The organism is Vibrio sp. B4-6 (assembly GCF_963888245.1).
In the GTDB taxonomy this organism is placed as follows: Bacteria; Pseudomonadota; Gammaproteobacteria; order Enterobacterales; family Vibrionaceae; genus Vibrio; species Vibrio anguillarum.
Genome location: NZ_CAWPIM010000044.1, coordinates 128615 through 149703, shown reverse-complemented (window position 1 = coordinate 149703; position 21089 = coordinate 128615). Strand labels below are relative to the sequence as shown.

16 protein-coding genes are annotated in these 21089 nt (G+C 46.0%); 5 read left to right on the top strand and 11 right to left on the bottom strand.

Going from position 1 to position 21089, the window contains the following annotated elements; genetic code table 11:
• The 11 genes from tssH to AACV20_RS12065 all read right to left on the bottom strand — a co-directional run bounded on the left by tssH (position 1) and on the right by AACV20_RS12065 (position 13429).
• Positions 1–2619, bottom strand: a complete 2619-nt coding sequence (gene tssH, locus AACV20_RS12115) for a type VI secretion system ATPase TssH (RefSeq protein WP_026028434.1) — start codon at positions 2617–2619, stop codon at positions 1–3.
• A gap of 23 nt (positions 2620–2642) precedes the next feature.
• Positions 2643–3416 carry a type IVB secretion system protein IcmH/DotU gene (gene icmH / locus AACV20_RS12110; protein ID WP_026027751.1) on the bottom strand — a complete coding sequence of 258 codons (774 nt, stop codon included), beginning with the start codon at positions 3414–3416 and terminating at the stop codon, positions 2643–2645.
• Positions 3417–3418: 2 nt separating this feature from the next.
• The gene (gene tssK / locus AACV20_RS12105) at positions 3419–4753 is read right to left on the bottom strand and encodes a type VI secretion system baseplate subunit TssK (protein ID WP_017044997.1); all 1335 of its coding nucleotides are present in this window, start codon (positions 4751–4753) and stop codon (positions 3419–3421) included.
• Positions 4754–4757: 4 nt separating this feature from the next.
• Positions 4758–5237: a type VI secretion system lipoprotein TssJ gene (tssJ, locus tag AACV20_RS12100; protein ID WP_013868298.1), complete on the bottom strand. Its 480-nt coding sequence runs from the start codon at positions 5235–5237 to the stop codon at positions 4758–4760.
• 2 nt (positions 5238–5239) lie between these two features.
• On the bottom strand, positions 5240–6712 hold the full coding sequence (gene tagH / locus AACV20_RS12095; protein ID WP_094125344.1) for a type VI secretion system-associated FHA domain protein TagH: 1473 nt from the start codon (positions 6710–6712) through the stop codon (positions 5240–5242).
• Between the two features lie 4 nt (positions 6713–6716).
• Positions 6717–7739 carry a type VI secretion system baseplate subunit TssG gene (tssG, locus tag AACV20_RS12090; RefSeq protein WP_026028436.1) on the bottom strand — a complete coding sequence of 341 codons (1023 nt, stop codon included), beginning with the start codon at positions 7737–7739 and terminating at the stop codon, positions 6717–6719.
• Complete coding sequence (gene tssF / locus AACV20_RS12085) at positions 7703–9472, bottom strand: type VI secretion system baseplate subunit TssF (protein WP_013868296.1); 1770 nt, start codon at positions 9470–9472, stop codon at positions 7703–7705. Before tssF ends, tssG begins: the two co-directional genes overlap by 37 nt.
• A gap of 6 nt (positions 9473–9478) precedes the next feature.
• Positions 9479–9916, bottom strand: coding sequence for a type VI secretion system baseplate subunit TssE (gene tssE, locus AACV20_RS12080; RefSeq protein WP_013868295.1), 438 nt, complete (start codon positions 9914–9916; stop codon positions 9479–9481).
• 2 nt (positions 9917–9918) lie between these two features.
• Positions 9919–11394, bottom strand: coding sequence for a type VI secretion system contractile sheath large subunit (gene tssC, locus AACV20_RS12075; protein ID WP_026027753.1), 1476 nt, complete (start codon positions 11392–11394; stop codon positions 9919–9921).
• Between the two features lie 49 nt (positions 11395–11443).
• Positions 11444–11953, bottom strand: a complete 510-nt coding sequence (tssB, locus tag AACV20_RS12070) for a type VI secretion system contractile sheath small subunit (protein ID WP_017043584.1) — start codon at positions 11951–11953, stop codon at positions 11444–11446.
• Between the two features lie 387 nt (positions 11954–12340).
• Entirely contained in the window at positions 12341–13429 is a 1089-nt protein-coding gene (locus tag AACV20_RS12065; RefSeq protein WP_170907357.1) for a sel1 repeat family protein, read from the bottom strand.
• Between the two features lie 574 nt (positions 13430–14003).
• Here AACV20_RS12065 and AACV20_RS12060 point away from each other — a divergent pair.
• The 5 genes from AACV20_RS12060 (at position 14004) to AACV20_RS12040 (ending at position 21083) form a co-directional block, all read left to right on the top strand.
• The gene (locus tag AACV20_RS12060) at positions 14004–15701 is read left to right on the top strand and encodes an RluA family pseudouridine synthase (protein ID WP_170907356.1); all 1698 of its coding nucleotides are present in this window, start codon (positions 14004–14006) and stop codon (positions 15699–15701) included.
• 93 nt (positions 15702–15794) lie between these two features.
• Positions 15795–17240: an ATP-binding protein gene (locus tag AACV20_RS12055; protein WP_170907355.1), complete on the top strand. Its 1446-nt coding sequence runs from the start codon at positions 15795–15797 to the stop codon at positions 17238–17240.
• A complete protein-coding gene (locus AACV20_RS12050; RefSeq protein WP_170907354.1) occupies positions 17237–17890 on the top strand; it encodes a response regulator transcription factor in 654 nt (217 codons plus the stop codon). The genes AACV20_RS12055 and AACV20_RS12050 overlap by 4 nt, the downstream gene beginning before the upstream one ends.
• Positions 17883–18710, top strand: coding sequence for a DUF2861 family protein (locus tag AACV20_RS12045; protein WP_170907353.1), 828 nt, complete (start codon positions 17883–17885; stop codon positions 18708–18710). The genes AACV20_RS12050 and AACV20_RS12045 overlap by 8 nt, the downstream gene beginning before the upstream one ends.
• Before the next feature lie 75 nt (positions 18711–18785).
• Positions 18786–21083, top strand: a complete 2298-nt coding sequence (locus tag AACV20_RS12040; protein WP_170907352.1) for a glycoside hydrolase — start codon at positions 18786–18788, stop codon at positions 21081–21083.
• Positions 21084–21089 lie beyond the last annotated feature (6 nt).

Below are 21089 nucleotides of genomic sequence, written 5' to 3'. Positions count from 1 at the left end.
TCACTCAACCTCTCCAATAAACTCACCCTCTTCCGCCGCTAAATAGATGCGTTGCACTGGTTGTTTATCAGCCAGTTTATTTAACAAAGCTAATGAAATCGGTGGTAGTAATTGACCTTCGATGATCGCTTCCAGCATACGAGCCCCATTTTCAGAGCGCGTTGCACGGCTTAAGATCTCTTCGATCAAGCTATCTTCAATCACCACGTCAGCGGCATAACGCTGTTTAAAGAGCTGCTCAAGGCGGGTTAACTTGCCACGTACAATCTGCTCTAGCACTTCTTTGCTGAGCGGTAGATACGGAATAATCTCCATACGAGCCAGTAAGGCGGGTTTGAAGAAAGCCGCAAGTTCTGGGTAAAGCTGCTCATCAAGCAACTGAGGCTGCTGCGCGTAATCGACTATGGTTTGGTAACCTAAATTCGAGGTGAGGAAGAAGACAATGTTTTGGCAGTCGATCACTCGACCTTCACCATCGGCCAGCTCACCTTTATCAAAGGCTTGGTAGAAAATATTGAGCACTTCTGGGTGCGCTTTTTCAACTTCGTCTAACAGCACCACAGAGTACGGCATTTTACGAATCGCTTCGGTAAGAATGCCACCCTCACCATAACCAACATAACCCGGAGGCGAACCAATCAGGCGTGAAACGGTATGCTTTTCTTGATATTCCGACATGTTGATGGTGGTTAAAAATTGTTTACCACCATAAAGTTGTTGCGCCAGTTGGACTACCGTTTCGGTTTTACCAACGCCACTTGGACCCACGAGTAGGAAGGAACCTTTTGGACGCCCCGGACGGCGCAAATCCGCGCGCGCCGTTAATAAGTTACGGTGAACACGCTCAATCGCAGTATCTTGCCCTTTGATTGCCTCACCTAAAATAGCCGTTAGGTGGGTGATTTTATGCAGCTCATCGCTGTTCATTTGGTCAACGGGCACGCCCGTCCAGTCCGCAATCACTTCCGCTATTTGCTGAGCATCGACTTGTGGATGCATGAGGCGATCATTATGAGGGATCTCTTCTAAAGCTCGATATTGCGCCTGCAATTGAACAAGTAACTCATCGCGCTCAACTTGGGTCTGCTCACCATGATCCTCAGCGCCATCTAAGAGCTGATCGCGTAGGGTAATAATGCGCTCAATGATCGCTTTTTGCTCTTGCCAGCTTTGAGTCAAGGCCGCTTTTTCAGCTTCATCGGCCACTTCTTGGCTACATAGCTCATCCAAGCGATGCGAATCAACCACTTGACCTAAATATTGAGCACGCTCAAGCATATCAATTTCAAGTTGACGTTGATGGCAAGCGGTCTCTAGTTGCGCTAAGCGCTTCGGCGGTGTAGTGATATTAATTGCAATACGCGCGCAAGCAGTATCCAACACATCAATCGCTTTATCCGGCAGTTGTCTGCCTGAAATGTAACGCGCTGAAAGCTCGGCGGCGGCTTTCAATGCATCATCAGTAATCAATACGTTATGGGCTTTTTCGTAAACACGATTCAAGCCACGCAGAATATCTACTGCTTGGCTGATGCTCGGCTCTTCTAATTTCACTAACTGGAAACGACGAGTCAGCGCAGGATCTTTTTCAAAATACTTTTTGTACTCTTTCCATGTGGTGGCTGCGACAGTACTGAGCTCGCCTCGCGCAAGAGCTGGCTTGAGCAAGTTGGCCGCATCACTACCACCCTCTTGGTTGCCAGAACCAATTAAAGTGTGCGCTTCATCGATAAACAAAATGATCGGTTTAGGCGAGGTTTTGATCGCGTCAATCACGCCTTTAAGACGTTTTTCAAATTCACCTTTGACTGAAGCACCCGCTTGCAACAAGCCAAGATCGAGTGAGCACAACTCTACATTTTGCAGCTGTGTCGGCACATTGCCCGCAACGACGCGCAATGCAAGTCCTTCAATCATAGCGCTTTTACCGACACCAGCATCTCCCACAACGATAGGGTTGTTTTTACGACGACGACACAAAATGTCGATCATCAAGTTGAGTTCGTTTTCACGACACAATACTGGGTCAAGTTCGCCGTTACGCGCTTGCGCCGTGACATTGGTGCAGTATTTATGCAGTGGCGAAGATGACGCTGCATCCAGCGCGGCAGGAGCTTGAGAACCCGCTTTGCTTTTTTCAACCGCCGACTCGGAAGAGTCTTGCAACAGCGTATCAAACCCTTTGTTTAGGCTCTCTTTGTTGATGTGTTCAAAAAGACGGATTAGTTTAAGTGGTAGATAACGATCAGCGCGCATCAACGCGGCTAAAAACACCACACCTGAACGAAGCTGATTCTGATTCAGCTCAGTGGTAGAAAGCAACCAAGCTTCCTGCAATAGCTCAACCAACAGTGGCGAGAATGCTGGATAGGTATCTAACACTTGTTCACGAGCGTAACTGGCACTGATGGCTTGTTTTACGGTTTCCACATCTAAGTTAGCGTGCTTAACTATCACACGCACATCCGACAGTGGGTTCTCTAGCAACACATGTAAGAAATGCTCATAGGTCACTTCTGGGTGCTGACGTTCAATACATAATGAAGCGGCTTGCTCTAGGGCTAGCTTACTCTGTTCATTGAGTTTTGAAATTAATGTGGGTAATTCAATACGGATCACTACAATCACCTAGCCTTTTATAATTAGAGTATTTGGTTCAATTGGTTTAATACGTCTGCCGATTGGCTGTGCAGTAAATAGGAATAGCCTAAAAACACACCGACCCAAATAATGACAAAACCAAGCAGTACTGACCAAACCGGTAACTGCCTGCTTAACTTATATTTTGATTTCACCACATGGTCCGTGGCGGAGGTCAGTTCCTTCGGCTCGTTTTCATCCAACGAACTGACGGTGTCATGTAAACGACTGATCACCTTTTCACGCTCGTTGTGGCCACTTTCCATCACACGGTATTTACCTTCAAAACCTAACACTAGGCATTGATAGATAAACTCTAGCAACGCGCGATAACGTTTAGGTTCACCTTCCAAGCGACTTAAGATGGTAAACACTTTTTCGCCGCCCCAAGTCTCACTGTGGAAACGAGACAGCATAGAATGTTCAGCCCACACACTAGATGCACCCCACTCGGTTCCCATGACGGCTTCATCCAAAAACGCACACAGAATGTATCGATAAGCCATCAAAATCGCATGCTCAAACCCTTGCTCGGCAAGCTCGATTTCAATCGCTTTAATCTCTTCTACCGTCTGTTTGTAGATCTGCTCAATGTTGTCACACTCTGACAAGCTGCGTACCCGCAGCGACAAACCAAACAGAGGGGTAGCAGCATCAATCAAAACATTAGGGTTATCACCACGCAGTTGAAACCAGTAATCTTGGTCGTGGTTGATCTGCTCGACGCTGTCAAAAAGCAGACCGCTGTATTGGGTGTTTTTTTTATCAATGGCCATCATCAGCTCCTAATCGCCCAGAATTGCAGGTCAAGATCTTCAAACGCACCCGCGACATGGAAAGCAAAACCACTTGAGCGACCTAACATCGACCATGCTGAGCTGGTTTTATCCAATTGGTAATAGGTATAACCGGCGTGGTAAGGCAACTGCCTTGGTGCCACTGGTAACGGTGTAATTGGAATGCCCGGTAATTGCAGTGAAATGAGCTCGCGGATTTTCTCCACTGACGATACTTTGGTCTGCTGAGTAAAGAGACGACGCAGTTCATCTAATGGCATGCGTGCTTTCACCGCGATGATGAATTCTGCGCTTTCAACCAGTTGAGGGTCGTGGATTGGGGCAACCATCAGGCCGTACTTACGTTTATCCAACTGAATCGAGACCGCTCTAGGCTCAAGTACGATACTTAGGCTCTGTCTTAAGTTGCGGATCAGCGGCCCAAAAGAGTGGGTCGGCATTTCATGGTTGTAGCTCGGGATGCTCGGTGGTAAACGACTTTCATCGGTAAATGTAGCCAATTCTCCACATACGCATGACAGGCACTCAAATAAACGTTCCGGGTGCAAACTGCGTAGCTCTGCCAAGTGTTGCATCTGGGGTTGTAGACGATTCAGGGCTTGCAACAGCATAAAATCAGACACATCCGCGACCCCGCCTTGAGAGGGAGAGCTGATACGTTGAGCAATGTTTTTGGCACGTTCGCGCATTAACCCAGATATTTCGTTAATAAAACGGTGCAAAGCCGCATTGCTCGCAACATTAAGATGGCACGGAATAAAGTCCGGATCGAGTACGACACTGCCATCAGGACGTTTTTCTAAAATACGAGCGATCGCGATTGAGGCGTAAGAGCTTCTGTCTTCTTTTTCAAGCATCAACTGCACACGAACAGGTGAGACATCTAGCGTCGTGGTGTCACCGCGCACGGTATGTACGTCGCGCACTTCTAAACGATTGCTTAAGTAACGCCCGGTTCCTCGCTCTTCAGGCCAGTTAATCTCCATTAACGATTCACTGCGAAGTGGCACCGCTAAATAGACCAACTGGTTTGCAAGCGAAGCATCGGCAATCTCGAGCGCATCGGGCAACACATCTTCCTGAGGAATGCGGAAAACGGTTCCATCAGGCATAATGCCGACCGCACGTTCGATCGCGATACGACCAAAAGAGAGATATTCAGGGTTAAGTGATAACTCTGATACTCCGTAAAGATAGCCACTGACTGATGAGATGCGTTCATCAATATGATATTCAAAATAGCGTTGCTGCTGCTGGAAATGCTGCGGTTTAATGAATAGACCTTCATTCCAAATGACACGATTACGCGCAAACATCTTGTTATTCCACCCTTTCCAGTTTTACATCGTAGTCTTTGAAATACATCAAAAGATGATATTCCCTACCTTTGTTAAGCACTTTGACGGCCTTTTTCCATTCACTCAGCTCAGGTTCAGCAAAATGCGCCATGACCCCAATGTAGTTCGTGCCTTCATCAATCTCGAACGCGTTCACAAACTTAAACTGGCCTGGTGTCATTACATAATCGTAATTGGCGATAAAATTGCTGCGTAACGCTTTTTTGTAGTCTGCTTTTACTTGGTCATAATCGGCAGACATAAACATCGAATCATCTTTGAGCTCAAACACTTGAACCTCTATCGGCGACGCTTCACCCCAAATATTAGGGTTAGTACCTTCATCACTAACGAGACTGAACGTTACCTTGGTCGGCTGTGTGGCTGGCTCATACTTTTCTGATGAGCTACAGGCGGTTAATACCGTCAGTAGCATCAGCAGGACAAAAGACCGCTTGTTCACCGTTATAGCTCCAGCTGTTTTTCACGAATTTTCTTGTCGTAAGACTGCTCGAAAATTTCCCAAAACAGTTTCTCAAATCCTTTTTGGCGATTAGAAGTGAGCTCTTGGTAGTAGTGGCAATACATCTCCCACGCCCAAGCATCTGAAGAGTGATTCTGTGCATCACTATTGCGCTTGTAGTGTTGGAAACGGCGCAGTAGCACTTGAGGAGAAAAGGCATTAAGAATCTGATTTAGGGCTTCGCTAGTGGCGTGCTGCATTGCTTCGTTATGATCGCGCACATTTTTTAGGCTTTCGGCAATCGCCGCTGGGGCAGACAAGTGCACCACACTTTTATCAGCATCATACAGAGTACGAATGGTTTCTTCGTATGATAGCCCCAAGCGAAGTGGGTTATCTTCAATCGGTTGCAAGTTACGATTCATCATACCAAAACGCCCTTCACTCACTTGCTGGTGAAGCTCAAGCAAACCTTGCACACACGCTTGCAACGATTGCCCAAGCTCTTCTGAAAGCATGTGCATTTTCGCCATATCGTGGCTATTGCCAACGTCAACACCTAGCCCGGTGAGCATGGGGCCGGTCAATAAGTGTGATGCATTGTTTGACGAGCTGTTGTGTTGCTCGGAGTGAGGGTGGTAGCTTCTCGCCACTTCTTCCTCAAGTAGATCTAATACTTTATCGTCCATCGCTAAGCCCTCAGGTACGTTGTAAATACTGTTATTAATGTTCAAATGAGTCGGTGGTTGCGCAGTCTCATGGTGCTCAACAGCCGGAATAGGTGGTAAATCGGTGGAGGTTTTGCCAAAACCGAGAATTTTCTTTAATCGAATCGATGACGTCATCTCATACTCGCTGTCAGCTTGAGGCGTAAACTGCAGTTGCGACTGCTGGCTATCGTATTCTGGCACTAATGAATGTTGTGCTTGTGCGAGTGGTTTTTCCGTCTCTTCAAGCAACGACTCTTCTTGTTTAATGCCTTGCAATAAATCATCTAAAGCGGCGATAGGGTCCATTGAACTCGGCTCTGGTTCATCCTCGTCGCGGCTGATATCATCCAATGGACCATCTTTGAGTAGATCGAGCCCCTCTTTAGCAAACAGCTGATCCAAAGAGCCATTAATCAGAGAATCGTCTTCACCCACTTGACCAAAAATGACACGAATTTGGTAAGGTCCAATGGCCACTTCATCTTTATGCTCCAACTTAGCCGAGGCACCTTGCCCTAACGGCTTATGGGAACCATTAACATAGGTATTACCAACCAGATCTTGAATGCAAAACGCACCATCAATCACACGGATGGCACAGTGATGATTTTGAATTTTCCCTTTACCGTCACGAAGCTGCCAATGCGCATCACTTGCAGAGCCAATCACACCGCCTTGCACATTAAACATCGCTTGTGCGGATAATCCTGATTCCAGTAGTTGCACATTCGTCACTACCATTGAAAGCGTTTGCTTCTTCTGCATATCGCTATTGCCTTACTTGTATAAGCACGCTTTTGTCCGCCAAATCGCGCCCTAAAAATGATGACCAACCCAAAGCCACACCACTGTCATGGCATAAACTCATCACCGGAGCCTCGCTCTCGTGCATGGTCAGCTCAAGGTCGTAAGCCATCTGCTCTCGTAAAATAAACTCCACCAACTTACACAGCGGTTGATGTTCTTTGCCTGATGGCAAAAAATCGGCAAATCGTTCTCGAGTTAAGTTTTTGATACAGATAACAAACTTACCGTTACAGTCCATCACTGACTCACCCAACATGCTGTTGATCCCAAGCTCGCCATTCTGCTTACCTAAGCAAAACTGCTGATAAGGCTCTATCCGGACTTTGCGTCGAACCCACTGGCGAATACTGACTTCTTGCAGATCAAAACAGTGCGCGATGATGCCAGACACCACTTGCGGTGAACGACTTCTGCCAGCCAAAGTGCCCGCATAAGCCAGCATCTTGCACCAATTTATCGGTGTTTCGCCGCGCAAGTCCGCATCACCCAAACCGACTAAAGCAAACAGCTGTGATGAAAATTGATCCTGCGCACCCGCTTGAAAACGGACGTAATAGCGATACTTTCGCCATACGCGATATACAAGGTTAATCAACCGGTTATTGAAAAAATCTAAAAAGGGCCGCTTGAAACCACCGGGATCTTCTTCGACCAATTGCTGCAAAATAAAACCAGGCAACGGTGACTGTGCACCAGTTAATCCGAAAAAATTGGTTTGTAAGATCAGGCGCTCATCCGCGAACTCACGTAAATCCGTTACGTCCGCTGGTGCAAAGCCTAAACTGGGGTTGGCACTGAATACCAACTGGCATGTCCGCTCCCAATCTTCTGATTCAGGATTAAACGCATTAAGTTTTTGCAGCAGTTCCACCAACTGGTAGAAGTTGTACGTTCGTACATCGCTTGGTAAACCCAGTAGAGGCTCCGGCACAGCCGCCGCAGCCATCTCTAGATCAATGGCTGCATTCCTGTCTGTGTTCCCCATGTGTACTTCTCTTGATTGGACGCGTTAATAACGATCAGCTCATGAAACGAATTGATGCTGGCATATAGGGCAAAAAAGTGGCTAAGCACGGTGCCAAAGAGGTAAAGCTCCCCTTCTGAACCAAAACAGTTTTGATCAATATGAATCGTCGATTGCAGCCCTCGCACTGGCAAACCGCGCAATATTTTATCCACGGGTTGCGACTCAATTTTTTGGATCCCTTCAAGACGCAAACGCGCAACACGCTCCGCTTGGCGATCCACCAAGGCTCTGAAATCGTAAGCTCGCAACACACTGCTTAAGGCATCTTTGGACAGCAGCGATAAATAATTCAGCGATAAGTTAGAAATCAATACCCACAATAGACTGCCATCCAGTACTGGGCGCAGAGATTGTGAAGGCACGGTAATATTGCTGAAAGTGGCAAAGGGGGGGGAGCTGTCTGTCGGCTCACAAATGTCACCGACACCGAGTTCGAGCGGTAATAAGCGATTGGTGCAGGTGAGTTTGAGCGAGATGGCTTCATCGACATGCATGGATTGCGTTTCATCTCCGCGAATGAAAGAGATGAAATTATCAAATCCATCGCCACGGATACTGTCTCTCACTCGCGTGCGGTAATAGAGCGCTTCACGATTTCGAACCCGCTCCACTTCATGCTGAAAACTTTCAAATGCTGAATAGACACGTTTTTCACCCCGAATTCGTTGGCTGGCTTGAGTTTTGTCTTGCCAACCGAACACGCCGTCAACGCTGAACACTTCATAGTGAGAAGGGTAACGACTAGAGGGAATAATGCGATACTCTGAACGCTTGCCCGTTAAATCGATCGGATCGGCATCATGTTCAAACAAATTAATGACAGGGGTGCAGTACAACTGGAAATTATCCTGACGCACTCGAACGTCCGCTGGCAAGGTTTTCGAAAAACTGATTTTCAGTTTGAACGCACCATGCACTGATTTCGGCACTACGCTAGCCAGACGGGTAATGTCAACAAAATGAAATGCTTCAGGAAACGACAAGTATTCCTGCAAAACGCGATAACCTTCATACACATTGGAAGGATAGGGCAAAAGCGACTGCTCGCTATCAAACCCGACCGTTTGGAAGCTATTGCGCGGCAGCGTAAATTCTACCCCCGCGACTTCAACAGAAATCTTATCGAGGTAGTGGTTGAGCCATAGATAGAGCATTTGTGAGCTGTATTTATCACCACCTAAGTAAAAGCGCAGATCATCAAGATGCGCATCACCGACGCTTATCTCACCCAACATATTAAGCGACACTTCGATGATGGTCGCTTCTCTAGTATGTTGCGCAGTGACGTCAGTACATTTCAGTGGGTAAATCTGCACGTCACGACAGGTTCTAAAGTGGCATTTGGTGCCGAAAACAGGCTTGCTATCGAGCTGAGTGCCACGAGCGATTTGCTGCTTATCACTGACACTTTTATCCGGTGTGAACGAGACAATACTCATGCTTGGCACAGGACGTAAGTAGTTTGGCCATAGCATGTTGATGATGGAGTGCGTTAGCTCAGGAAATTCATCTTCAACTTTTTCGCGCAAGCGAGCGGTGAGAAAGGCGAATCCTTCCAATAAACGCTCGACATCAGGATCCGTCGTTTTACCGTGTAAAAAGCGAGAGAGTTGAGGATGAATTTCAGTGAAATGCTTTCCTTGTTCTTTAAGGAAAGCAAGCTCTTCTCTGAAGTACTTATCTTGAGCCATAATTTTCTAATACACTCGGTACTTTCGGTTTTGATCCAGTAGCAGGTTGAACTGCACTTTCTCATGTAACGCATCACTGTTTATTTCGGCCACAATATGGAAGCGCAGCATCAAAGGGCTAAACACGTCCGACTCGGATCGAATCACAATATTTCGTAAACGGGGCTCATACACATCTAAGCAGCTTTGTATCGCAAGCTTAATCCGCAGCGATAAGTCTAAGGTTTCTAACGTTGCATCGTTAAAATCCACTAAACCTAACGTTGGAGCACTTTGTGCCTCACCCATGCGAGTATTCAAAATATTGGAAACATTGCGTTTGATTGATTGGAGCACATCCCATGCATTTGGCCCTTGAGTCAAAGACATAGGCTTGGTGCCAGCTTCTAAACGTTCAAAGAAGCCGACACCAAATGCACTCTCTTCAGGTGCAATATAAGTCATGGTTATGCTTGATCTAATCGACCAACCAATGACAATTCAAAGTTCGCGCCCATGTACTTAAAGTGAGGACGAACAGAGAGAGAGACCTGATACCAACCTGGTTCACCTTCAACATCCATGACTTCGATTTTTGCAGCACGAAGAGGACGACGGCTACGTACGTCTGCTGGTGGATTTTCTTGGTCAGCCACGTACTGTTTGATCCAGCCATTAAGCTCACGTTCAAGATCTTGACGCTCTTTCCAAGCACCAATTTGCTCACGCTGTAGCACTTTGACGTAGTGTGCAAGGCGATTGATGATCATCATATATGGCAGTTGCGTACCCAACTTGTAATTGGTTTCCGCTTCTTTGCCTTCTTTGGTATTCGGGAATATTTTTGGCTTTTGGATCGAGTTTGCAGAGAAGAATGCGGCGTTATCGCTGCCTTTACGCATGGTTAAAGCAATGAAACCTTCTTCTGCTAATTCAAACTCTTTACGGTCAGTCACCAACACTTCAGTTGGGATCTTACTTTGCAGTGCACCCATCGATTCAAACACATGCACTGGCAGATCTTCAACCGCACCGCCACTTTGTGGGCCAATGATGTTTGGACACCAACGATACTTGGCAAAGCTATCGGTTAAACGAGTAGCGAAAGCAAACGCGGTGTTACCCCATAGATAGTGTTCGTGTGAAGCGCTGACACTTTCCACATAATTAAATGATTTAATTGGGTTTTCTGTTGGATCATAAGGTACGCGCAATAAGAAACGAGGCGCAGTCAAGCCAAGGTAACGCGCATCTTCTGATTCACGTAGAGAACGCCATTTAGTGTATTTAGGGCTTTCAAATGTTGACTTAAGATCCTTGATATTTGGTAGCTCTTCAAAAGAATCGATACCAAAAAACTCAGGGCCTACACTAGAAATGAATGGAGCATGAGCCATCGCACCAAGTGCACCCATGTATTGCAGTAGCTTCATGTCAGGGGTTGATGGCGTGAAAGCAAAGTTACCGATGATAGCGCCAGTCGGCTCACCACCAAATTGGCCATAACCAGAAGAATAAACGTGCTTATAAAGACCAGATTGCGTCGTTTCTGGTGCAAATTCAAAGTCTTCAAGCAACTCGCCTTTCGTTACATGCAACAAATCGACCTTGTTGTTTTCACGAAAATCGGTACGGTCAATAAACAGTTTCAAACCACGCCATGACGATTCCATCTGCTGGAAACGCTCTTCGTGCAAAATCTCATCCATTTGAGCACTGATTTTCTTATCAAGCTCAACCAGCATTTGGTCAACGAGTGATTTGTTAACCGGCTCTTCCGTTTGATTCGAACCGATGAGATTCTCAATAAACGCAGCAACCCCTTTCTTCGCAACATCATACCCTTCTTCAGTCGGTGCAATGCGCGTTTGTGCCATGATTTCATCAAGTAAACTGCCTTGGGTGGCACTTTGTCTCTCTAAGACGGCTTCAGTAGTAGACATCAATTTCGTTCCTAAATTTGATTAAATAAAAAGTTGGGTTGATCAAGCCTTATGCTTGAGGCTCTTCTTCTTTGCCGCTCACTAGGCTTAGCTCAGATAGAAGTTTTTCACGCGATTCTTCCGAATTTAGTAGCTCTTGTAGACGCTCTCTAAATGCGGGAATATTGCCCAAAGGACCTTTTAAGGCCACAAGAGCTTGGCGTAGCTCAACCAATTTATTTAATTCTGGAACTTGTGCTGCCACTGAATCCGGTTCGAAGTCAGCAAGAGATTTGAAACTAAGCTCAACAGGAAGCTCAGCATTTTCATCGCCACTCAGTTTATTGCGCACTGTAGTGGTCAGTTTCAAATCGCTTTCACGCATAACCGCTTCAAAGTTGTTCTTGTCCACTGAAACGGTTTGTCTCTCTTCAAGTGGGGTCTCTTCGGTATGGCCTTTAAAATCACCCACCACCAGAGTTTTTAGCGGTAACTCAACTTCAGCCTGTGCATCTCCCGTTGCTGGAATATACTTAATATTAATCCGCTCTTTAGGAGCTACACTTCCTTCTTTAGACATATTACGTCTCCAATACCTATGCCAATCATTGTCAAAATTACGGACAAGAGCGTAGCTAAACTTAGTTACCACTTACTCAGGCCGAGGGTTACATAACGTTGTAAAAATTAAAGTTAAATCTATTGGACTTAAGTTCTAATAGAACTCAAGTCTCTTAATATTTATTATCTGGTAGATTTTAATGAGCATTTAAACAATAAATCCCATTAATTAGCATTAGCTATTAAACTCTTCCCTAAATTACCCCATTAGATTTATCGATATTTTCGTGGGGATTTAAAATTCTCGGCACATTCTATTCATATAGGAGCATTTTAAATATAAAAAATCACAAAAACATGATCTTCACCCAAAAAAATATGCCGTTTCTAATACTGTATAATTTACCTAATTAATATCCCAAAAGACATCATGATAATAAAAATTCAGATTATTCTTATAGTTAACAAATATGTCATTAGCTTGTGCTTTTTCTTGCTCACTCATCTTACCAGCAAGGCTTTCTTCCTCTAATTCCAATATTGAGTAGAGCGACTGCATACGTTCAGTACCAGCAGCAGAGAGATATAAATCTAAATAGGCTTGCGCTTTGATCCGATCGGGAGTCACAAAATGATAGGATGCGCTATCGCCGAGCAGAATCTTAACTACCGTTGCCAAAGAGGTAATATCACCTTGCTCTAAGGCCATCAGTCGCCATTGATAGGCATCTTCAAAACGGCCTTTGCTCTCTAAAATACCGATGTAGCGTCTCATCGCAGGGATATAGTTTGTCTTCGCAGCCGCGAGATAGAGCTCTCTCACCTTGGTCTCCCTTTCCCCAGGCATTAAAAACAGGCCTCCACCAGCTTGAACTTGCTTTGCTTTATCCATCAATGCTCGTGGATGATTAAAACTGACCGCTTTATCGAGATAGTAGCTATACATCTCGTTATCCATACCTTTGTAAAACTGGGCAAGCTCGTAAGTGGCTTGTGCAGGATCATCTCGTCCTAAACGAATCAAACTATCGTAATACTGGCTTTTCCAATACTGCACATCGCGATCTCTTAACCACTTGGCATCAGTATAAAGATGTTTCATGGCGCGACGATTGCCTAATTCTGCGGCTTTAAGCAGATATTCACGCGCTTCAGGAGGCGTTCTAATGGTCGTTTTGTAGTTCGAAAGCTCCATCGCGTAGAGAAAGGCGGCATCCGAATTGTCGTTGTCTGCCGCGTACTGGAGGTATGGTCGCGATTCCATATTTTTGTATTGCGCTCGAAGCAGTCGTCCGGTAGCAAACGCTTTTTCTGGAGACATATTTCCTACTTCATACACTTCTGCTACAGACGTTTCTTGCTCAGCATGTAACACCATCGAAGGAAATAAGGAGAGCGCTAAAATGGCATATGTTTTATTAATCCACATTGACGCGGCTTCCAAACTTGACGCTTGCGGAACACACAATGATAGACGTTGGCAGAAATCCATCATGAACCGTTTCCATATTACCCACTACAATACTCTGACTCATTATATTTCCTTAACTGACTAACCATTTATCCATAAACACGTAAGCAAAAATCATTCCCTTCAATTACGCTTACTTAAGAATAAAGCCCCACAGCCCGAGCGGGCAACAAATTGCCCAACCGAGCAACAAATTGCCCGAGCGGGCATAATATTGCCTATATGATAATCAATACTCAGCCTTTACCCATCAAAATTAAAAACAATACACTCATTAAATTAAATAGAATCAGGAACCAATCACTACAAATAGAATTAATGACAAAAAACTAACATAAAGCTGACATTGTTTTACATAGAAATAAAATGAATTAATCCTCCAATCATTCTATATGTTTTAAATAAACGCATAGCATCAGGTTAAATCGACACTGTTAACTTATTTCTTTGGGATTCACTAAGCTATATTAATGATATTAATAAGCTAGTTACATTAATTAATCGTATCATCATCGCCGTTCAACCAGAAACTGGCATTTCTAGGTCAAATCAGTACAATTCTGCGTTCTCCACCACCATCCACTGCGAGCCAGAGAAAATGCCGACACCAGCGCCCTGTTTTACTGCCTTTAAAAAACCTATTGAAGGCTACTCTCTGCCTGAGCGCTTTACTTTCCCATTTTGTTACGAGCCGCATCCGCTAAGCGAATTAGCGGCAAGCCAGCTGCAACAACACCTGCTGAACCAGCAGAATTGGCAACATAATTTTGGGCTCGATAATCACGGCGTGCTAAACCAGCATCCGGAAGCTATCGGGAAAATGTTTGGCGTTTTAGTGGTGCGTAAACAAAGTGGAGAGCTAGGGTACCTGTCTGCATTCTCGGGGAAGTTAGCTGAGCAAAACCTGCTGCCGCATTTTGTGCCGCCTATATTTGACATGCTCACTAACGATGGTTTTTTCTTGGAAGGCAGCGTGCCAATCAATCAAATTAATCAGCAAGTTGAACAATTGGAGTGCGATCCACAGCGTGCGCTACTTCAGCAGCAATGGACCACGGCCCAACAGCAGGCGCAAGATGAATTAGAAGCGCATCGCCAACTGATGATTCAAGGTCGTGAACAGCGTAAACAGCAACGCATCCTTGCCGAACAATCAAATGATGCCCAACAATTGCGTGAAACCTTAGATTGTCTCGCCAAACAAAGTGTGGCTGAAAAAACGTTCCTCAAGCAATTAAAACGAAAATGGGACGTCAACCTCAACGAACTACAAGCGCAAATAGACGCATTTCAAGAACAGATTGATGCGTTAAAAGAGCAGCGTAAAAATCTCTCTAATGCGTTGCAGCAACGACTTTTTTCTCACTATCGATTTCTCAATCAATACGGCACTGAAAAATCTCTGGGGGAGATTTTCCGTCTTACGGCTAACCCTGTTCCACCAGCAGGATCTGGAGAATGCGCCGCACCAAAATTGCTGCACTACGCGTTTCAACATCAGATGACACCGATTTCACTCGCCGAATTCTGGTGGGGAGCGTCACCAAAATCTGAAATTCGTCAACACAAGAAATTCTATCCTGCTTGTCAAAACAAGTGCCAACCGATTTTGGCTCACATGCTTGATGGGCTGAAGCTCGATGATAACCCGCTATTGCATAACCCAGCGCAAGGCAAAGAGATCGACATCATCTACCAGGATGAAGCGATTGTTGTCGTCAACAAACCTGCCGAGTTTCTATCCGTTCCCGGAGTCAACATTCAGGACTCTGTTTATACTCGTCTGCAACAAACGTTTAGCTCAGATGAAGGGCTTTTTGTGATCCACCGCCTCGATATGTCTACTTCAGGTTTATTGGTGTTTGCTCTCACCCGCCGAGCCAATAAAAGTCTGCAGAAGCAATTTATTACTCGCGGCGTTGAAAAACGCTACCTTGCCTTACTCGCTGGTGAATTACAGCAATCGCATGGTGACATTCGCTTACCGCTGCGGGGCGATTTAGATGACAGGCCGCGTCAATTGGTCTGTTTTGAACATGGCAAACCCGCTGACACTCACTGGCAATTAATTGAATGCCGGGATGGATTCAGTAAAGTCTACCTCTACCCCAAAACAGGACGAACCCATCAACTGCGTGTGCATTGCGCTCATGTGGAAGGACTCAACATGCCCATCGTTGGCGACGATCTTTATGGCACGAAAGGAGCGCGTTTACATCTACATGCTGAGTCACTGAGCTTTGATCACCCTTATACTAAGCAAAGGATGACATTCACGGTGGATGCCGAGTTTTGAGCGACATTCCGCTTTAGTGACATTGAGGTGACAAATCCTGACTTAGCACAGCTATAATTTCGTGAATGCGAACCTTTTTCTAAGTGCTTAACGTTGAGAACACGGCTGCTGTACCTTTTGATCACACTCACCGCAGTGCTAGGGCAATCAAACCTAGCACACGGGCAAGAGCAAACGCTGCAAGATCGTTGGCAGCATTTTCTACGCCAAGCCGAATCGCTATCGGCTGCGCGAGCCTTGCCATTGCAAAGTATTAACTCATACCCTGTCGATCTTCTGCTCAGCGCCAGCGCCTATCCTGATTTTTCCCGTTATACATGGCAAACCATAACCGAGCTCAAAGCGATAGCCTCACAGTGTGCACTGTCACCCGGTTTATCAAAAACCTTGGCATCACGCCCTGAATTGCAAAAAGCAGCGTCGTTTGAACTCGCTTTATGCCAAGGCGATGAATTGCCCATCCGTTGGTTTAAGACTGCTCCGTTTCTGCATCCTGCAGGCGGGAGCTACGCAGAGCGATACTTAGCTTTTTCTACTCATAACATAACGGCCGAGCAAAACGCCGAGCTACAGCCCTACACGACTCTCTCTAACCCTCAGCACCCGCTGTACACCTTTTTTACCGATTTAGAAACGGCAGGGCGAGATGCCTTGGTCAGTGGTTATCGCGCTTATATTGACCGTCAACAACGGCTATGGATCAGTGGCGATTTCGGTATTCGCGTACTGAGCGCATTGCAATGGAAAAAAGTCGCGCTCGATCAGCAATTGGCATTGTCAGCCATCACAGCGGCTACTCAGAGTTGCCAATTACGCTACAGTAATCTGTGTGTCTCTAGCCAAGAAAAAACCAATATCTCACTGTGGTTATCGGTCATATTACTGCTGTTGCTCGCGGCAACGTTAAGTCGGACGCTCTGGTTACGCCGCCAACAAGCCAAAGAAAAACGCTTTATTTTACAGTTGCTGACGCATGAACTACGCACCCCTATCTCCAGTCTTGGCTTGACCGTTGAGCAGTTTCGCCAGCAATTTGATACTCTGCCAGAGCTGGCCCAAGATACATTCGGCCGCTTACTGGCCGATCACCAACGTTTAGCTCAGCTTGCTCAGACCAGTAAAGGATTTTTGAGTAGCGACCCAAATGAGCCGTTTCAATGTCAAACCGCTTATCTCTCAGATTGGTTAGATCACTGCGTAGCGAAACACGAACTCAACTATGAACTGACACAAGATATCGAGCTCACACTACCGTATTACTGGCTTGGGATCTGTTTGGATAACTTGATCCGTAATGCCAAGCAGCATGGTCAAGGAACAATCTCAATAACGGCCAGCGTGATTGACACTCAACTGCGGCTTTGCGTTAGTGATGAAGGCGAGTTTCCCTCTCGTTTTAAACGGCTATTTTCCCGTTCTCGCACAGCTTCCAATATGGGGATTGGACTCCGTCTTGTGAACCATTTGATGCTTAAAATGGGCGGCAAACTGACTTGTAAAGCCCACCCCACTCGCTGCCAATTGGAATTACCATTATGAACACACTGTTATTGGTCGAAGATGATCCTCTACTCGGGCAAGGTTTGCATGATTACTTGCTACAGCAAGGTTTTGATTGTTTGTGGGTACAGCAGATCTCACAAGTCAAAAAAGCATGGTTTCGCGCCGATTTGGTGATTTTAGATAGACAACTGGCTCAAGGAGACAGCTTGGATCATCTGCCTCAATGGCTAATGGCCAAAGCCGTGCCAGTGATCATCCTGACGGCCAAAATCGAGGTTGAGCAAAAAATAGCAGGTCTAATGGCGGGGGCGAAAGACTACGTCACCAAGCCATTTTCGCAACAAGAATTACTGGCGCGAATTCAAGCGCAACTGCGACCATTAGGAGAAAGCTTGCTTTCCTACGCTGACATTGCCATTGATCTCTCAAAGCGCAGCGTTACCTTAGGTGAGCAGTTGATGATGCTAAAACCGAAACAGTTTCAGCTATTACTGCTGCTGGTTCAAAATCAAGGACGTGTTTTTCACCGTGATGAACTACTCAATAAAGTGTGGGGCTACCAGGCCTTTCCCTCAACTCGGACCGTCGATAACCATGTTTTACAGCTAAGGCAGCAGTTACCCTCACTCAATATCGAAACCGTTCGTGGCGTTGGGTATCGTTTAGTCGAGGTGTCCAATGCGTAACCTTTGGCTGTTTGCACTGTTCGTCGTTAGTCCAAGCCACGCCGTGAGTGATGATTGGTTTATGGCAACACCACTGCAATCAACCTATCGCGCTTTAGCGAACCATCAGCCACAGCTTGCCTGGCAAGAGTTGGTCCTCGCACTCAATAACCAAACCATTGCCACGCCACACTGGGCAAGCGTCAAGCATGCCATTATTGAACAAACCCAATGTGGCCAACAGCTCTTAAGCGATGTGGTACCAAATGCGGCGCTGATCAAAGTCTCGATACAAAAAAAAACCAACGTGATGCAGCAAGGTTACCAGTTCAAATTATCAATGGAAGGAGCAGAGCTGCCTAGCCAGGTTGAACTTCTTGGCCCTGACAATGGCTTGCTCATCTCACAGAGCCAAGTAACGTCATCCGCCCCTTACATAGAATTAGAAAGCCCAGAACTGCTCTTTGCTCCGCAAGATGGCGTTTATCGACTGACACTCGACAAACAACACTATTGGTTAGTTCTTACCATGCCTTTTGGCTCCACATGGTTGCAATCCGCCTCTCCCAACGGTGGCTACCCACTAGCGCTTGAGTCCCCCACTGCATTGACAAATTGCCCCCCAACAAGCCTTGCTTGGCAATGGTTTGACGACCAATTTCAGTTAATCAAGCAGCAAGATATGGTGGCAATAAGTAATACTCAGCAATTATTGGACAAACCAAGCTCATCCCCCAGCTCGGTTAAATGGCTCAGTACTTTGATCAAAACTGTCGAATATCAAGGAGCAATCAAAGTGGAATATGTACAACGTTTGACTCTGCCAAATCAGGCTCAATGAAGACATCAGAGTGACAATTGATTTGTCGATTTCTTATGTAATCAACATACCGAGACACACTGGAAATGACAAACCATGTATAAACCACTTTGTTCTTTATTGATCACTTGTACGCCACTTTTGGCGTTGGCTAGCCAATCACAACCGGCGTCAATTACACTGCATAATCAAAACCAAACCGTGCAAATAGAGCCACAAAATTTTGCTATTGATTGGCAGCAAAATGCCCAGCTAACCATTAACCAAGGCCAGCTAACCGTTAATGGCCAGCCACAGCAAGTCAGCCAACTGCAACAAGATAATCAACATCACGCCTCTTGGCTGCTTGTTCCTAGCCAGTTAAAAGTCGAGGCCAATTTACAACAAACATTGAAGCTGTCGATTACCGCGAGCGCCGAGAGTAAAATCTCTCGTGCTAAACCGTTAACCGTGCAGTGGTTTGAACTGCCTGAGCAGCAAAGCAAAACGCTCATTCTTCCTTTTAGTGAAGGAATGCGGATTCCAACCGATAACCCACAGTGGGTGAACTACCTCATAGCGGAACGCTCTGCCAGCAATACCACGCAAGATCTCAAAATGCCATTTTGGAGTGTAGAAGCTGGCAATGAGCAGTATGTGAGCTACCAACTCAATACCGCCACCAACAACAAACTCAATTTTAGCGCCAAGCAAAACAAGCTGGACATGCAAGCCACGCACGCTTTCACTCTGCTCAACAAAGATGAGCCTTTTGAGGTGGAAATCTCCCTTGGCAACTCACCACTAGATGGTGCCAAACGCTACCGTCAGTGGCGAAAAGAGAATGGGCTATCACAAACGCTCGAACAAAAAGCGCAGCAAAACCCAGCCATAAAACAGCTTATCGGCGCAAGTCATGTCTACTTGTTTGGCCAAGACTTAGTGTCCAAACAAGATGTGACGGATTTCTGGGCACTTAAAGAATGGTATTTTAAGCAGCCCCAGTGGGTAGCATCAAACGAAGCGCTCAAAGAGCTTAAGCCACTCGTTAAAGGAAAAGATTTTTTCAACAACTACAATAAGCGGTTGTTGATTGACGAAGTGAACCGCTCGCTCAATGCTTGGATAAAAGAGCAGCCTTCAACCCAAGAAGCAGGGATAGCTAGCCAATACCAAGCCGCTCAGGCACGAAAAGCATGGCTCGCAGAGCAGAAACTACCGTTTCTACGTGATGCCAGCACTTGGGGACAGGGGCTATCGACATCCATGATTGACGCACTCAGCTCAGCAGGTTTACAACACCTCTGGCTAGGTTTAGATAATTGGATGCCCGCCTTTTACCAGCCACAAGTGGTTGATCAAGCGAAACAGGCTGGCTACTTAGTTGGGGTGTACGACTCCTACAATACCGCCATAGCAAAAGGCATCAACGATGGTTGGCTTACCGCGCAGCTACCGGATGCAATGCGCAAGCAATGTGCGATAGAAAACGCCGATGGCAAAAAACAAAAAGGGTTTCGTGGCAACGGCTTTTACCTTAACCCAGCCTGCCAATTGGGCTTTGTGCAGCAACGCATTGAGGCAATTTTAAAATATGGCCGCTTTAACAGCCTGTTTCTTGATGTGGATGGGACCGGAATGGCCCGTGAAGATTACTCATACCAAGAGGACCAAGGAATGAAAGAAAGCGCGATGCTGGAGGCATTTAATCAACGCATGCGCTGGATAGCCAATGAACAGAATGTGGTTCTCGGCTCTGAAGATGGTAACAGCCTGACGACACAAGGGCTCTCTTTTGCTCATGGTTTAGAAACGGTAGGATTTGGCTGGACAGATCCTGATATGAAAACTAACCGCCAATCGCCTTACTTTCTTGGAGCATGGTTCCCAACAACGAGCCCTGATTTTTTCTTTAAACCCGCGCAAGTCAAAGAGCCGTACAAAACACTGTTATTTGCACCGCAATACCGTATTCCTCTCTATCAAACCGTGTTCCATGATGAGGTGATAAACAGTCACCACTGGCACAACGACAGCGTGAAGTTTTCCAACGTGCAAGCGGAGCGAGATTTAATCGCCATGCTGTACAACACCCCAGCGATGATTCACCTTAGCCGTGATGAAGCGACGCCTAACAGCGCACGAGTCAACGCATTACGCCGTTATCAGCAAGGGTTTGCACCAATCCATGAAGTCGTGTGGAACCAACCTTTAGTCGATTTTAAATGGCTTGATGAACAAGGGATGGTACAACAAACAACCTTTGGTGATGGCAGTAAAATTACCGCCAATTTCTCTACGCAGCCATATAAAAAAGAGGATAAGAAAATAGTTCCAGCCTTGAGTATTCAAGCTGAGCTCAGCAATGGGCAAAACCTCATTTGGCCATCGGATACGCTAAAGACAGAAAAATAGTCTCAT